13 protein-coding genes are annotated in these 14,792 nt (G+C 56.5%); 3 read left to right on the forward strand and 10 right to left on the reverse strand.

The features are described 5' to 3' along the window. Positions 1-66: 66 nt before the first annotated feature. Positions 67-2,202, reverse strand: coding sequence for a DNA helicase RecQ (gene recQ, locus HGBM_RS04175; protein WP_019119838.1), 2,136 nt, complete (start codon positions 2,200-2,202; stop codon positions 67-69). A 97-nt stretch (positions 2,203-2,299) separates the two neighbouring features. Further along, positions 2,300-2,953 (reverse strand): HAD family hydrolase, encoded by a 654-nt coding sequence (locus HGBM_RS04180; RefSeq protein WP_019119839.1) that lies wholly within the window; start codon positions 2,951-2,953, stop codon positions 2,300-2,302. Between the two features lie 131 nt (positions 2,954-3,084). Between HGBM_RS04180 and HGBM_RS04185 the strand changes: the two genes are divergently transcribed. Then, positions 3,085-4,008, forward strand: a complete 924-nt coding sequence (locus HGBM_RS04185) for a S66 peptidase family protein (protein ID WP_019119840.1) — start codon at positions 3,085-3,087, stop codon at positions 4,006-4,008. On the opposite strand, the gene cidR is transcribed toward HGBM_RS04185, so the two are convergent. Next, positions 3,998-4,906 (reverse strand): cidABC operon transcriptional activator CidR, encoded by a 909-nt coding sequence (gene cidR, locus HGBM_RS04190; protein ID WP_019119841.1) that lies wholly within the window; start codon positions 4,904-4,906, stop codon positions 3,998-4,000. The genes HGBM_RS04185 and cidR overlap by 11 nt on opposite strands. 110 nt (positions 4,907-5,016) lie before the next feature. Between cidR and HGBM_RS04195 the strand changes: the two genes are divergently transcribed. Together HGBM_RS04195 and HGBM_RS04200 are read left to right on the forward strand one after the other, a co-directional pair. Further along, entirely contained in the window at positions 5,017-5,388 is a 372-nt protein-coding gene (locus HGBM_RS04195; RefSeq protein ID WP_019119842.1) for a CidA/LrgA family protein, read from the forward strand. Next, a complete protein-coding gene (locus tag HGBM_RS04200; RefSeq protein ID WP_019119843.1) occupies positions 5,385-6,068 on the forward strand; it encodes a CidB/LrgB family autolysis modulator in 684 nt (227 codons plus the stop codon). The genes HGBM_RS04195 and HGBM_RS04200 overlap by 4 nt, the downstream gene beginning before the upstream one ends. A gap of 70 nt (positions 6,069-6,138) precedes the next feature. Here the strand turns inward: HGBM_RS04200 and HGBM_RS04205 are convergent, their stop codons facing one another. From HGBM_RS04205 to HGBM_RS04235, 7 genes are all read right to left on the reverse strand, one after another. Next, positions 6,139-7,395 carry a cyanophycinase gene (locus tag HGBM_RS04205; protein ID WP_019119844.1) on the reverse strand — a complete coding sequence of 419 codons (1,257 nt, stop codon included), beginning with the start codon at positions 7,393-7,395 and terminating at the stop codon, positions 6,139-6,141. A 46-nt stretch (positions 7,396-7,441) separates the two neighbouring features. Continuing rightward, the gene (locus HGBM_RS04210) at positions 7,442-8,464 is read right to left on the reverse strand and encodes an asparaginase (RefSeq protein WP_019119845.1); all 1,023 of its coding nucleotides are present in this window, start codon (positions 8,462-8,464) and stop codon (positions 7,442-7,444) included. Positions 8,465-8,477: 13 nt separating this feature from the next. After that, the gene (locus tag HGBM_RS04215) at positions 8,478-9,446 is read right to left on the reverse strand and encodes an ABC transporter ATP-binding protein (protein ID WP_019119846.1); all 969 of its coding nucleotides are present in this window, start codon (positions 9,444-9,446) and stop codon (positions 8,478-8,480) included. A gap of 13 nt (positions 9,447-9,459) precedes the next feature. Further along, the gene (locus HGBM_RS04220) at positions 9,460-10,431 is read right to left on the reverse strand and encodes an ABC transporter ATP-binding protein (protein ID WP_019119847.1); all 972 of its coding nucleotides are present in this window, start codon (positions 10,429-10,431) and stop codon (positions 9,460-9,462) included. A gap of 12 nt (positions 10,432-10,443) precedes the next feature. Then, positions 10,444-11,994, reverse strand: coding sequence for an ABC transporter permease subunit (locus tag HGBM_RS04225; RefSeq protein ID WP_245552878.1), 1,551 nt, complete (start codon positions 11,992-11,994; stop codon positions 10,444-10,446). A 17-nt stretch (positions 11,995-12,011) separates the two neighbouring features. After that, entirely contained in the window at positions 12,012-12,935 is a 924-nt protein-coding gene (gene nikB, locus HGBM_RS04230; protein ID WP_019119849.1) for a nickel ABC transporter permease, read from the reverse strand. 77 nt (positions 12,936-13,012) lie between these two features. Then, positions 13,013-14,632: a glutathione ABC transporter substrate-binding protein gene (locus HGBM_RS04235; RefSeq protein ID WP_245552880.1), complete on the reverse strand. Its 1,620-nt coding sequence runs from the start codon at positions 14,630-14,632 to the stop codon at positions 13,013-13,015. Positions 14,633-14,792 lie beyond the last annotated feature (160 nt).

The raw sequence follows: 14,792 nt of genomic DNA on the forward strand, positions 1-14,792 counted from the left end.
CAGGGGAACGACCAATTTTCCGGCTTCGGTCACCCTGCCGTCCTGGCCCAGGACTACCTGCAAGCTCTAAGTCCGCTCCGGCGCACCCGCGTACTTGGCAATCACCGCTTTGATCGCCATGTAATCGACTTCCTCCGGCAGCTGCTCCTTGATCGGCCTGAGCTTTTCAGAACCAAGTTCACGAACGGCGGCCAGAATCGCCGCTTCGTGGGCTGCGGGGATAAACGCACCCCAGTCCACGTCATGCCCTTCCCGGCCGCAGCGGAGGAGATGATCCTGAATCGTCACAAGCCCCAGCTTTCTTTCGGCGGCGATCTCTTTCAGCGTTTTTCCCGCTTGATACATTTGCAGCGTCAGCAGATGACTGGGAACCTTTTTCGCTTCGCCTGCAGCCTCTGTCTGCTCCGGCTCGCCGGCAGCGCGGGACGATCCGTGCTCTGCCACATATTGACGGATCGCCGCCAAAAACGGGGGGCCGTATTTTTTCGCCTTTTGTTCGCCTACCCCTTTTACCTGCAAAAATTCCGCTTCGCTCATTGGGCAGCTTTGGCTCATCTCCCGCAAGGCGCTGTCTGCGAAGATGATGTAAGGCGGAACCTTGTCACGCTGGGCAAGCTCGCGGCGAAGCTGGCGAAGCTGTTCAAACAGCGCGTCGTCACCGCTTTGCCGGAGCTGCCTCATCCACACGCGCTGGTAGACCCGCTCCTCGCCGCTAAGCACTGGAAAAGCCTTCGGCAGCAGGGAGAGCACCGGATACTGACTGTCCGTCATCCGAATGTACTCTTCGGCGATCAGCAGATGGATGAACCCGCTGATCTGGTCCTCCGTGTACTCTGCCATAATCCCGTATGTCGACAACTGCTCAAACTTGAACTGGCGCACCTTCTGGGTGTTGGCTCCTTTCAGCACCTGGGCCACCAGCTTCACGCCAAAGCGCTCGTTCATCCGCCGGATGCAGGAGAAGATCTTCTGGGCAATCGTCGTCATGTCCGTCAGCACCGCCTCGCTACTGCAATTGCTGCAAACGCCGCACTCCAGCAAGTCCTGTTCGCCAAAATACTGCAGCATGTACTGCTGCAGACAGCGGGTCGTATGGCAGTAGCCCACCATGCTCTGCAGTTTTTCGTATTCCAGCGGCTTGCGGTCTGCCGCCTCCACCGATTGCTCGATCAGGTACTTCTGGATCTGCACGTCCTGCGGCGCGAAGAGCAGGATGCACTCGCTCGGTTCGCCGTCCCGGCCGGCGCGGCCCGCCTCCTGAAAATACGCTTCCATATTTTTCGGCAGATTGTAGTGGATGACGAAGCGCACATTGGATTTGTCGATTCCCATGCCAAATGCGTTGGTCGCAACGATCAGCCGGATTTCGTCAAAGAGGAACGCCTCCTGGCTGGCAGTCCGCTCCGCGTCGCTCATGCCGGCATGGTATTTGCCGGCAGCGTACCCATTCTTGCGCAGAAACGCATACAGGTTGTCCACTTCCTTCCGGGTCGCGGCGTAAATGATGCCCGCCTGCTCCGGATGGGCGCTGAGGTACTTCAAGACAAACCCAGACTTATTCCCGCTTTTCACCACTGAAAACGCGAGATTTTCCCGATAAAACCCCGTGACAAACACTTCCGGGGCTGATAGCGCCAGCCGCTCCAGAATGTCGGCCTGCACCTCGGGAGTCGCCGTCGCCGTAAATGCCGCCATGATCGGTCGGGCCAGAAGTTTTTCCATAAAAGCGGCGATTGCCAGATAGCTGGGGCGAAAATCATGACCCCACTGGGAGACGCAGTGGGCTTCGTCTACGGCGACCAGGGAAATCGGCAGATGATCCGCGAGTGAGCAAAAGCTGTCCGTCTCCAGGCGCTCCGGAGCCACGTAGATCAGCTTGAACGCCCCTTTTCTTGCCCGGGAAATCCGCTCGGCCGCCTCCCGAGAGTCCAGCGAACTGTTGATGTAGGTTGCCGGGATGCCGACGCTGTGCAGGGCATCTACTTGATCTTTCATCAGCGAAATCAGCGGAGAGATGACCAGGGTAACGCCTGGCAGCAGCAGGGCGGGGATCTGGTAGCAAATCGACTTGCCGCCGCCCGTCGGCATGACGGCAAGCGTGTCTTTTCCGCGCAGGATGCTGGTGATCACAGGTTTCTGCCCTTCCCGAAAGGTCTGATAGCCGTAGTACCGCTGCAATGCTTTCTCTGCTTCATGGAGCATATGCGAGACCTCGCTTTTTCTGTATTACTTTTATTATACAAAAAGACTGGACAAATCTCCTAACTGCCTTTGCCCAGGATGGGCGAGCCTCGCCAACTCAGGCCAGTATGATTTCCCTGATGCCTTGGATGTCTGACACAAGATACGTCGGATTTTCCCGGAGCAGTTCTTCCCTCGAACCATATCCATACGTGACGGCGATCGAGTCGATCCCCGTTTTGTTTGCCCCGATCACGTCGTACTTTCTGTCGCCGATCATGACGAAGTCGCGTTTTTCCCTATCGGAATACTGATCCAGTGCGTACTCGATCACCTCTGTCTTCGCGAGCCGGGTGCCGTCCAGATTGCTGCCGGCCACCAGATCAAAGTACCCGTCAATCTGAAAATAGCGTAAAATCTCCTCGGCAAACGGCGTCGGCTTTGAGGTGGCCACCACCAGCTGCCGACCGGATCGCTTCAACTCCTGCAGCAGCCCGGGAATCTCCGGAAACAGGACGTTTTCGTACATCCCCTTCTCCTTGAAGTACTCTCTGTAGTACCGGACGGCCCGGTCCGTCTCCTCCGCGTCAAGCCCGTACCACTCGGGAAAGGAATCCTGCAGCGGCGGCCCAATAAACGGCTCCAGCTTGTCCAGATCAGGCTCGTCAATCCCCAGCTTTTTCAAGGCGTACTGCACTGATTTGGTAATGCCGATCTTCGGGTCCGACAGCGTGCCGTCCAGGTCGAATAGAATCACTTGATAGCTGCGCATGTTGATCCCCCTGACTGTATTGTGTGTACATCCGCCATTTTAACATAGATGGGCGGGGCAAACGCGTACCCGGTTTCCGCTCGTGCCATATACATAGTCTAACGAAATGCCAATGTCAGGAGGAAAATGTCATGGCGATCGCGCCACCTATCCTGCGGCAGGGAGATACCATCGGCATCGTCACACTCGGCAGCCCGCTTTCAGCCGATACGATCGCGGCGCGGGTCAACACGCTGCGGGACATGGGATTTGAGGTCGTATTCGGTCAATACGTCTTTGGCAACCTCGGGCTTGTCTCCGCCACGAAAGAACAACGGGCCTACGACCTGATGAACATGTTTGCAAACAAGGACGTGAAGATGATTCTCCCCTCCCGCGGCGGAGTCGGAGTAGCCGATATCCTGCCCTACCTGGACTATCGCGTGATTCGGGAAAACCCCAAGATCGTAACCGGCTACAGCGACATTACGGTGCTGTTGAACGTACTGGCCCAGTTCAGCGGGCTGATCACCTTTCAAAGCCTGATGCTGATCGACTTTCGGCCAACCACTCCCGCCTACAACTTCGACCAGTTCTTTGCCGCCACCTCTACGGTTACCGCCCCCCGGCCCATTCAGAACCCGCCGGGAATGCCGCAGATCAGCAAAGTGCCGGGAAACGTCACCGGCCCCATCGTCGGCGGCAACCTTACCTCCTTTGTCGACACCTTGGGAACACCGTATGAGATCGACACCAGAGGAACCATTCTGCTGCTCGAAGAGACCCACGAGCCTTCCAATCACGTCTACCGCATGCTGGAGCACCTGTGGCTGGCGGGAAAATTGGACGATTGCCTGGGCATTGTCATGGGGGAATGCACCAACTGCGAAGTATCCTACCGAACGTCTTACGATGATTTGATCAATGAAGTACTCGTCCCGCTGGGCAAGCCGCTGATGACGAACGTGGCCACTGCACACGGGCTGTACAAGGCGGCGATCCCGATCGGCGCCAGGGTAAACCTGAACACGTTCACCAATACCCTGACGGTGCTGGAGCCGACCGTTACTCCTTAGCCCTTGCCCCCCTTTTTCGCGAGAGCAAGTCCCGGGTGAAGCGGAGCCATTCCCGTGCCGCAAAGGACAAGTAGCGGTCTTTGTGCCAGATCACCGCCAGATGCCAGGGGATTTCCGGGTCGACCAGGCGAAGCGTGCAGACGCGGGCCTCGTCCAACTCCCGGCAGATCGTCTCCGGCAAGAGCGCAATGCCCAGATTGGCCGCCACCATCTCGCTGATGAAGTCCCACTGCGAGCTCTCGTAGACGACACGGGGCCCGAAGCCGGCGCGAATGCATTCGGCGAGGATCCGGTCGTGCAGGGCGAAGTCCTCCCGGAACAAGATAAACGACTCCCCCGACAGCTCCGGCAGAGCAACCTGCGACCGGCCGGCCAGCGGGTGGGACGGGTGGACAAGCAGTCTCAGCTTTTCGTTGACAAAGGAGAAATGGTGGAAGATCTCGCTCTTTGTCGGCAGAACGACGACGCCCAAATCGAGCGTCCCGTTTTCCACGTCAGCCTCTACCTTTTTCGCCCCGTCCTCGACGAGTTGAATCGTCACGTCCGGGTACTTCTCGTGAAAGCTTCCAATCACCCGGGGAAAAAAGCTGGCACCTACCATCGGCGGCAGTCCGATGCGCAGGTGGCCCCGCTTCAGGTTCATCAGGTCGCCCAGCTCCGCTGACAAATGCTCAAACGCCGAGACGATGGGCTGGGCCTGGGAAAAAATCACCTGACCGGCATCCGTCAGCTCCACTTGTTTGCCCGACCGGTCAAACAGGACAACCCCCAGCTCCGCTTCGATGCTTTTGATCATTTTGCTGATCGTCGGCTGCGTGATGTGCAAAGCCTGTGCCGCCTTGGTAAAGCTCTTGCTGCGGGCAACCTCGAGAAAATACTGCAGATGACGTATATCCATGACGCTTCAGCCTCCAAACCGATAGATAAAATGAATCGAGATGATTCCATATATGTATTTTACCTATGATCACAGTTGGCGTACACTTTACCTAGAGAGGAGAGAAAACTGTGTCCACTGTGATAAAAAGAATCTGGCAGATCAGCCTGTTGATTGTCATCACGATGGCGATGAACGGGCTGGTCCGCATTTTTCACCTTCCTATACCCGGCAGCATCCTGGGTATGATCGCCGTCTACCTGCTGCTGCAGGCAAAAATGATCAAGCTGGAGTGGCTCGAGACGGGCGGCAGTTGGCTGTTGTCGGAACTGCTGCTGTTTTTTATTCCCCCAGCCGTCGGCGTCATCCAATTTACCCATGTACTCAAGGCGGATGGGGAGCACCTCTTGTTGGCTGTCATTCTGAGTACGGCTGTCGTCATGGCCTGCGCCGGCCTGAGTGTACAGTATATCGCCAAGCGAAAGGAGAAGGGACGGACATGATAACCGGCCTCATCAGTTTTTTTCTGACGATCATCATTTACTACGGCGCGAAGTGGTGTTACGCCCGCAGACCGAAAGTGTACCTGTCGCCCCTCTTGGTCACACCGATCCTGTTGGTCGCGATTTTGAGCTGGACTCATCTTTCCTATCAAGAGTACCATGCGGGCACCGAACTACTGAGTTATCTGCTCCAGCCGGCGACGGTGGCGTTTGCCATCCCGCTGTACAAGTACTCCGCTGTCTTAAAAAGGCACGCTGTCGAAATCGCCGCCGGGGTGCTGTCCGGCTCTGTCGCCGCGGTGTTCTCGACCGCGCTGCTGGGCGGCTGGCTGCACGTAAATCCGCAGATGATCCACAGCCTGATCCCCCACTCGGTAACGACACCAATCGCGATGGGGGTATCGGAGCGAATCGGCGGAGTTCCCACGCTTACCGCCGTGTTTGTGATCATCACCGGGCTGGCTGGCGCATTTATCGGCCCCTGGCTCATCCGCCTGCTTGGCATTCACAGCGAAGTTGCCCGCGGTGTGCTTCTCGGCACGAGCGCACACGGGGCCGGGACGTCGAAAGCATTTGAGATCAGTCAAGTCGCAGGGACCATCTCCAGCATCTCGATGATCCTCGCCGCGCTGATTACGCTGTGCGCCGCGCCGTGGATGGATTCCATTCCCATACCGTAGAGAGAAAAAGCTCCCGCGTCACGCTGTACCCCATCATGACGCGGGAGCTTTTTTGATGATTGCCGGCGGATTATTTTTTGGGCAAGTGCTCCAGTTCTTTTACCTGCACTTCGATCGGGATGATATCCATGTTGACATGCAACGCGGTCGAAGCGTACTCATCGCTGTCGTAGTACCCTTTCGTCTGTGCGGTCTTGCTGAACACGACGGTGAAGCCGCTGCCTTTGCCGTTCTTCTGGTCAAGGGCAAAAGTCAGGCCCCGTGCCTCCCTGGCCGTATTGTCCATCAGATCGTCCAAAAGAGCGGTCTTGGCAGCGTCACTTCCAAAGATGTTGGTATTCAGCTCATTGCCCTCGTAGTATTCCTGTCCAGGCCGGATCAGCGTCTTCGAGGAGTGGACCGTAAACTCCTTCGTGGCAAAATTGTACTTGTCGCCTTTTTCCAGGTAGGATACGTCTATACCGAGATAGGCTCCTTTCTTGGTGTATTCAGCCTTTGACGCGTCGACCAAAAACATCCCGCTGGCTCCGATGACCTCAATCTCATTGCCGCTGACGACCATTGCCGAGTTTTCGTCAATCCCGAACCCGTAATTGATTTTTTCGTGGACCAATGCGACGACCAGACGGCCGAGCCTCCCCCGCTTGCTGAAGTGCTGGTCGGTAATCCCCGCCTCAAAGAAACCGAGTCCCTTCGTCACCCAGAGACCGGGCTTTTGCTCGTCATATGTGACGCCTTTTTGCAGCGCTTCCAGCGAGGTGGCATTCAGGATCATCGGATCAGACATGATCGCGGCGCCCGCGGAAGAGCCTGCAATCAGCCCGCCCTCCCTGTACACGTCCCAGACGGCGTCAAGCGCTTTGGAGTTGGAGCCGTCCGCATTGTAGAACGCTTTGGTAACCCGCGACTGGTCGCCGCCTACGAAGTAAAGTGCCGTACATTCGGATATGGCCTTGACGATCTCGTCGTTATTCACTTGATCCTTGTAGTTTTTCTCGGTAATTTCGATGATCCGGACATTCTCTGCCGGCACGCCGTAATCCTCAAAATCCTGCTTCATGCTCCGCGATGAAGACATGGATGCGCTCGCTGTCGGAAAAATGCCGATGACCGCATCCTCCTTGCCGCCGGCCAATTCGATCATTTTATTGTAAATCTCGGCGTTGCCAGTCTCCAACCCCCCGCCGATGATGACGAGGCTCCCCTTGACAGATGCATCGGCTATCTCATCTTCCGCGGCAGCGGACGACATGTCGGCAGTCAACATCGAAACGAGCAGCAAAGCGGTCAAACAGGAAGAAAAAATCGATCGCAGCTTGTTTTTCATTTGATAGATTCCCCCTCTCATCTTGTCGTTGTTTTTTCGCGTTCCCTTACATCTCCGGACACTTCACTCCTTTCAATTGAAAGACCGGCTCGAGCCTGCCGACGGTCTCTCCCCTTCTGTTTGTAATCTTAGGAAGGCGATATGCACTCAGCATCTCTTCCTCCTGTGGGGTCAGCACTCCCAGTTGTCTGAGCGCCTCAGCGGCAGCAGGATAGGAAGCACGCGGTGCCCCGTCCTCTACCTTGATCGCGATCCCGATGCCTCTATCAAGCAATCCCAGACAATAGACGCCTTCTGCTCCGCCTTTGGCCAGGACCTTCCCCCCGCACGTTCGCATGACATCTGTGCAAAACTCATTGGTACCGCTGACCATTTCCGGGTACCGCACCATTGCTTGGGTGATTCTTTTGACCGCCTGTCTCGTCGAGTGCCCCAGGCTTGCAGGATTGGAGAGCCGGGCGTACAGGTAGGCCAGCTTGTCCAAAGGCAGGGCAAATGTGGGTACCCCGCAGCCGTCGATCGCCGTCTCCAGCTCTTCTGCAGCCACTCCAGACAGTTCGCTCACAGCCTCTGCTACCTTCCGCTGTACCGGATGGTCCGCGTGATGGTACAGAGCTGCATCGCTTTGCAGATGAAGGGCCAGCGCCAGCATTCCCGCGTGCTTTCCGGAACAGTTGTTGTGCAGCGGCGTCGGTTCCCCTCCCCTTTTCAACAGGGCGGCGTAGCTCTCATGGCTGTACGGCGGATGTGTGCCGCACTGCAGATGCTCTGCCCCGAGTCCAAGCCGGAACAGGATCGACTCCACCACTTGCGTATGCTGCTCTTCGCCGTTGTGGGAAGCACAGCACACCGCGATCTCTTTCTCGTTGAACAGGTAACGTTCCGCCGCGCCGGATTGGATCAAAGGGATCGCCTGAACCGGTTTTAGCGACGAGCGGCTAAACGTCAATCTTTGGACGTCGCCGACCCCGTACAACAGGTTTCCTTTCTCGTCCACGACGGCAATGCTGCCCGTGTGTCTGCTCTCAATATGCTCTCCGCGCTTTGCTACTACGATGGTTTCGGCCATGGATATCTACTCCTTATCGCAAGAGATGACATGCTGCGTAATGGTCTTCTGCCGCTTTTTGCAGCGCTGGCCTCTCGGTTCTGCAGATGTCGAGCGCTTTCGGGCAGCGCGTGACAAAAGCGCAGCCCTGCGGCGGATCAACGGGAGAGGGAACATCCCCGCGCAGGATGATTCTTTCCTTTTTGACCCGCGGATCACAGACCGGGATCGCCGAGAGCAGGGTCTCTGTATAGGGATGGAGAGGCCTCGCGTAAATCTTCTCCGCCGAACCGATTTCCGCCAGCCGGCCGAGGTACATCACCCCTACCCGGCTGCACAGATGTTTAACCACTCCCAAATCATGAGAGATGAATAAGTAGGTAAGCCCAAACTCCTCTTGCAGGTCCTGGAGCAAATTGAGGATTTGCGATTGAATGGAGACGTCCAGGGCCGATACAGGTTCGTCGGCCACGATGAGCTGCGGCTTGAGAATCAACGCCCTGGCAATGCAGATGCGCTGCCTCTGCCCGCCGGAAAATTCATGGGCATACCGCTTCAGGCAGCTGCTGCTGAGGCCGCAGACTTCCATGATCTCGGCGATCCTCTGCCGCCGTTCGTCCGGGTCCCCCACGTGATGCGCCTGCAACGGCTCGGACAGAATCTGCTCAACGGTCAGGCGGGGGTTTAGCGAGGCGAAGGGATCCTGAAAGACCATTTGCAAATCTTTGCGCTTTTTCCGCAGTTCTTCTCCAGACAGCGCCGCCAAGTCTGCTCCGGCGAAGATGACCTGGCCGGAAGTCGGTTTAAGCAGGTGCAGAATGGCTCTTCCCGTCGTAGACTTTCCGCAGCCCGATTCGCCGACCAGCCCCAGCGTTTCCCCGCGAAAGATCTCAAAGGAAACATCGTCCACTGCTTTGACGAATGACCTGCTGCGGCGAAACAGGCTGCTTTTCACCGGAAAATGCACCTTCAGATTATGTACTTCCAACAGTGGTTTTGCCATGACTCTCCTCCCATTACTCTGCGTGCAGCCAGCAGCGGCAGGCGTGTTTTTCTTCGATGGAAAAGAGCTCTGGTGCTTCTTTGGCGCAGCGCTCCATGACAGAAGGGCATCTATCCCGAAACCGGCAGCCTCGAGCAATCGATCCCGGCGCAGGCACCTGGCCGGATATCGAGTACAGCCGGCGTCTTTTTTCTTCGATCTTGGGGATGGATTGCAGCAATCCGCGTGTATAGGGATGCTTTGGATTGTGGAACAGCGCGTCGACGTCCGCTTCCTCGACGATCTCCCCCGCGTACATGACCATCACCCGGTCGCACATCTCCGCTACCACACCCAGGTCGTGAGTGATAAACAGGATGGCTGTCTGCGTCTTCGCTTTCAAGCTTTTCATTAGATCCAGGATCTGCGCCTGAATCGTCACATCGAGCGCTGTCGTCGGCTCGTCGGCGATGAGCAGCCCGGGATCGCAGGCCAGACCGATGGCGATCATCACCCGCTGCCGCATCCCTCCCGACAATTCGTGCGGATAGCTGGCATATATCTGTTCGGCTCTGGAGATCCCGACCCGCTTCAGCATTTCAATCGATCTCGCTTTCGCCTGTTTTTTTGACAGGTTGGTGTGCAGGCGAATCACTTCGTCCAACTGCCTCCCGATCGTAAAGACAGGCGTGAGGGAGGTCATCGGCTCCTGAAAAATCATCGAAATCTCGTTGCCGCGGATTTTATTCCAATCTTTCTCTTTTAGTGCCAGCAGATTGGCGCCGTTGTAGCGAATTTCCCCTTCGACGATCCTGCCCGGCGGCGACGGAACGAGTCCCATGATGGACAGGGACGTGATGCTTTTTCCGCAGCCCGATTCGCCGACCAGCCCGAGCGTCTCTCCTTTACGGATATGGAAGGAAATGTTATTGACGACCGTATATTCCTTGCCTTCATTGCGAAAATTCACTTTGAGATTTTTTACATCCAATACGATTTCCGCCACGATTCACACCACCTAATCCTTTAATTTGGGGTCCAGCGCATCCCGCAGTCCGTCGCCCAGCAGATTGAAACTGAGCACGGTCACGACGATGGCAAGGCCGGGAAAAAAGGTGGGATGAAACAAATTGCGGCTGTTGTCCTTGGCTGCGCTCAGCATGGCTCCCCACTCCGGTGCGGTAATGTCGCCGCCGAGTCCCAGGAAGCTGAGCGAAGCCCCGATCAGGATCGCTGTGCCGATCCGCATGGTCAGGTATACCATGACGATCGATAACGTTCCGGGAAAGATGTGGCGCATGAGGATCACCCGATCCTTTACGCCAATCGACTTGGCTGCCTCCACATAGGTCATTTGTTTTACAGAGAGCGTGCTTCCCCGGACGATCCGGATGAAGATGGGAACAGTAAACACCGCGACGGCAAAAATGATGTTGACGATGCCCGGCCCGAGTAGAGCGATGACGGCGATCGCCAGCAAAATCCCGGGAAACGCCAGCAGCACATCCGTGCATCTCATAATCAGCGCATCCAGCCAACGGCCATAGTAACCGGCCAGCAAGCCGAGAAACGTTCCGATGGCAGCCCCGATCGACACGGAGACAAATCCGATCAACAGCGTCTCCCTCGTTCCGACCAGGACGCGGCTGAAGATATCCCGGTTCTGATGATCCGTACCAAACAGGTGCATGCCGGAAGGCGGTTGGTGCTTGTACCTATTGATCAGGTCTATCGCCAGCTCCTCCGGCACCAATCTGGTCACGATCGGCTTGGACAGCGGCTGGTTGACCGCAAGCGGGATGAGCGTGGAAACGCCGTCCAAAGACACCTTTACTGCCGTTTCTCCTGCTCCGACGGCTTTGATTGCGCCATCACTGCCCACCTGCACCACATCTGGCTCTAAGGAAGTAAAGGTCAAACCATGGCTGTCATCTGTCACTCTTGTATTTCCAAAACCGTCATTGGCCGCCGGTTTTATCGCCGGCATGGCTGCGTTCTTCTCGACATAGGCGGCGATTTCGTTCATGCCGGCCAGTTCGGTGCCGTCAGTTAAAACAGCTTTCACCTTTGCTGTTTGTTCGGCGCCAAGCTCCAGCGAATGCTGCTGAACGTCGGCAATCAGTTGGGAGACGTACGCCTGACCGTTGTCCTCCCCCGAGACGATCACCTTAAAGCGGGACGCTGCCTCGCCAGCTGAGAGGAGGATCGCAGTCGAACCGTCTCCATTCGCGTTGACAATGACATTCTCCCCCGCTTTTCTCGCGGAAGCGATCTGTCTGTCAGCGCTGTCAAGGGTAAGATGGCCGAGCTCCTTTGCGCGTTTTATCGTCCCGTCGCTCATCACCGCTTCCACCTTCACGCTCGCACTGGTCAGCCGCCCTGCTTCAATTCCTTTGGCCGCGTATTGGTCCGTCACCGGCCGATAGGGATCATAGGGAGCAAGCCAGGGAGCGAGCAGTGCCACAGCGATGATGCAGAGGATGAGACCCAAGGAGATGACGGCAAACCGCTGCCTTAAAAACTTCTGTAAAAAGACCCGAAAAGGAGATGGCGATTTTTGCTGATTCATCATAATGGTTCTCCTTCTTACTCGTAGCGAATTTGCGGATTCAACAGGCCGTAGCTGACATCGACCAGCAGATTCACGACCAAAAACTGGACGGAAAACAGCAGGATGAGCGCCTGGATGACCGGGTAATCGCGGGTCAGGATCGAGTCGATCAGGTACGACCCCAACCCCGGCCAGGCAAACACCTGCTCGACCACAACCGCACCGCCCAGCAAAATGCCGAATTGCAGTCCGGTCATCGTCACCACCGGGATGAGCGCGCTGCGCAGGACGTGTGTCATCACGATGACCCAGCCCCTCTGCCCTTTGGCCCGGGCCGTCCGCACGTAGTCCTCGCGAAGCACATCAAGGACGCTCGACCTGGTAAATCGCGCGACAATCGCAGCCACTCCCAGCCCCAAAGTCAAGGAAGGCAGGATGAGATGCTCCAGCCCTCCGCTGCCGCTGGTCGGCAGCCATCCGAGCTGTACGGCAAAGATCTGCATCAGCATCAGGCCAAACCAGAACTCGGGGATACTCAGCGCCGTGATCGTCGTGACCATGCCCAGCCTGTCCCAAATGGTATTGCGCTTCGTCGCCGAGATGATGCCTACGGCAAGTCCGATCACCACGGCCCACAGCATGCTGGCCAGCGTGAGAACGAGGGTATAGCAAAGCCGCCTCACGATCTCCTCTGATACGTTTGACTTCGTCCGATAGGAGATGCCAAAGTCGCCCTGTGTCACGATCTTTTTGATGTAACGGCCATACTGCACGTACAGGGGATCATTCAACCCCTCTTTTTGCTTCAGCATTTCGTATGCAGCCGGACTGATCTCCGTCCCGTACAGCACGCGGATCGGATCTCCCGGCGTCAGGTGAACAAATAGAAAGGAGATGATCGAAACGACAATCAAGAGCGGAATCATTCCGGCGACCCGTCTGACAATGAAGCTGAACAACCCGTCCACCTCTTCTCGTGTAAACGTGAGCCAACGGGGCTGCTCTGGGGAGCAACCCCTGCCGGCTCTTTTATCCGTTAGTTCTTTTCCGCATCGTTGACGAGCACAGTGTCGCTTGGCAGCACGGTTACGCCCGTAACGTCCTTGGATTTGGCCACGACGTTGTCCGGGACGTGCAGGAATACCCATGGTGCATCCTCATAGATGATCTGTTGGGCCTGCGCGTATTTTTTCAGTGCCTCTTCCTGGTTGGGCGTGACCAGTGCGTCGTCCAGCAGCTTATCTACTTCTTTGTTGCTGTAGAACCCGGAGTTGTTGAAGCTCGGCGCGAAGCTGGCGGTGTGGAAGTTGGGACGCAGCCCATAGTCCGCTTCCCCTGTACCCGGTGACCAGCGGCCAATCCAGAGATCTGTCCCTTTTTCATGGTCCAGCATGTCGAACAGCGTGCCGCTCTCATACGGCTGCACCTTCGCTTTTATACCAATTTTTTCAAGCTGGATTGTCACATTTTCCGCAATCGCGATGAATTCGCTTGAGTTTCTCGTCCAGAGCACCGCGTCAAAGCCGTCTTTGTAGCCCGCTTCCGCCAGCAGCTGTTTGGCTTGCTCCGGGTTGTACTCGTAGACTTTTTGCTGGCTGTAGCCGAAGGTATGGGGTGCAATCGCGGAGTCGGCCACCTGGGCGTAGCCGTCTACCACTCCAGCGATCAAGTCGTCCTTGTTGATGGCGTAATTCATCGCCTGCCTGACCCGCTTGTCCTGGTACTTTTTCAGCTTCAGATTCATGCCGACGTAGTACACATTCAGCGACGGCGCTGTAAAGAGGTTGAAGCTGCTGTCCTGGCTGATCTCTTTGGCGCTCTGTGTCGGCAGTTTGGAGATGACGTCCGCTTCCCCGGCCTTCAGCATGTTAATTCGCGTGCCCGCTTCAATCACCGGCTTGTAGACGATGCTCTCCACCTTGGCTTTATGCGCCTGATCCCAGTAGTTCTCATACGGGACGACTTTGACGTACTGGTTGTCCTTCCATTCGGCAAACTTGAACGGCCCGGTGCCGACAGGATTGCGGTCCAGGTTGAAGCCGGGATCGGCCTTCTTTTTGTTCAACGACTCGAGAGATTTGAATGCGGCGGATGGATGAGCCAGGTACGATACCATCGCCGAGTTGGGTTCGGCAGAGACGATCGTGACATGGGTCGGGTCTTTGACGATAACCTCTTTGATAAAGGAGAAATAATTATTGCGGGCCAGCCCGTTCTTCTCGTCGCGGACGAAGTCCAGATTCGCTTTTACCACATCTGCGTTAAACGGCGAACCGTCGTGAAACGTGACCCCTTCGCGCAGGGTAAACGTCACTTCTGTCGCATTGTCGTTAAACTTGTACTCGGTCGCGAGCAGCGGGACCGGCTTCATCTGATCATTGAACGTCATCAGCCCTTCGAACATCGGCCGCTGTACCGTGAGCGAGTTGCCGTCCGTCACGTTTTGCGGGTCCAGCGAGACCGGTTCCGCTTCCACTGCGACGGTGATCGTTTTCGGCTCCGCGCTTTGCTTTGTCTGGCTGCCCTCCGCCGCCGGTGCCGCGCCGGTATTGGCCGGCTCCGTTTTGGTTTCAGTCGGTGCCGGCGAACACCCGGCGAACAGTCCGGCCGCCAGCATGATACCAAGTCCTAACCGCAGTCTCTTCCACTTTGCCAACAAATTGCATCGACCCCCTGATGATTTTTTTTGTAAACGAGCTTGCACGATTAAGCAGTAGCAATCCTTGTGCCAATGGGGCAGCGGGCCAGGCCGGGCAGAAATGACCCAAAACAAGTCTATTTATTCCGAATTTTCCTATTAAAATGACGGTTTAATG

The sequence above is a fragment of the Brevibacillus massiliensis genome, assembly GCF_000311785.1.
Taxonomy (GTDB): domain Bacteria; phylum Bacillota; class Bacilli; order Brevibacillales; family Brevibacillaceae; genus Brevibacillus_C; species Brevibacillus_C massiliensis.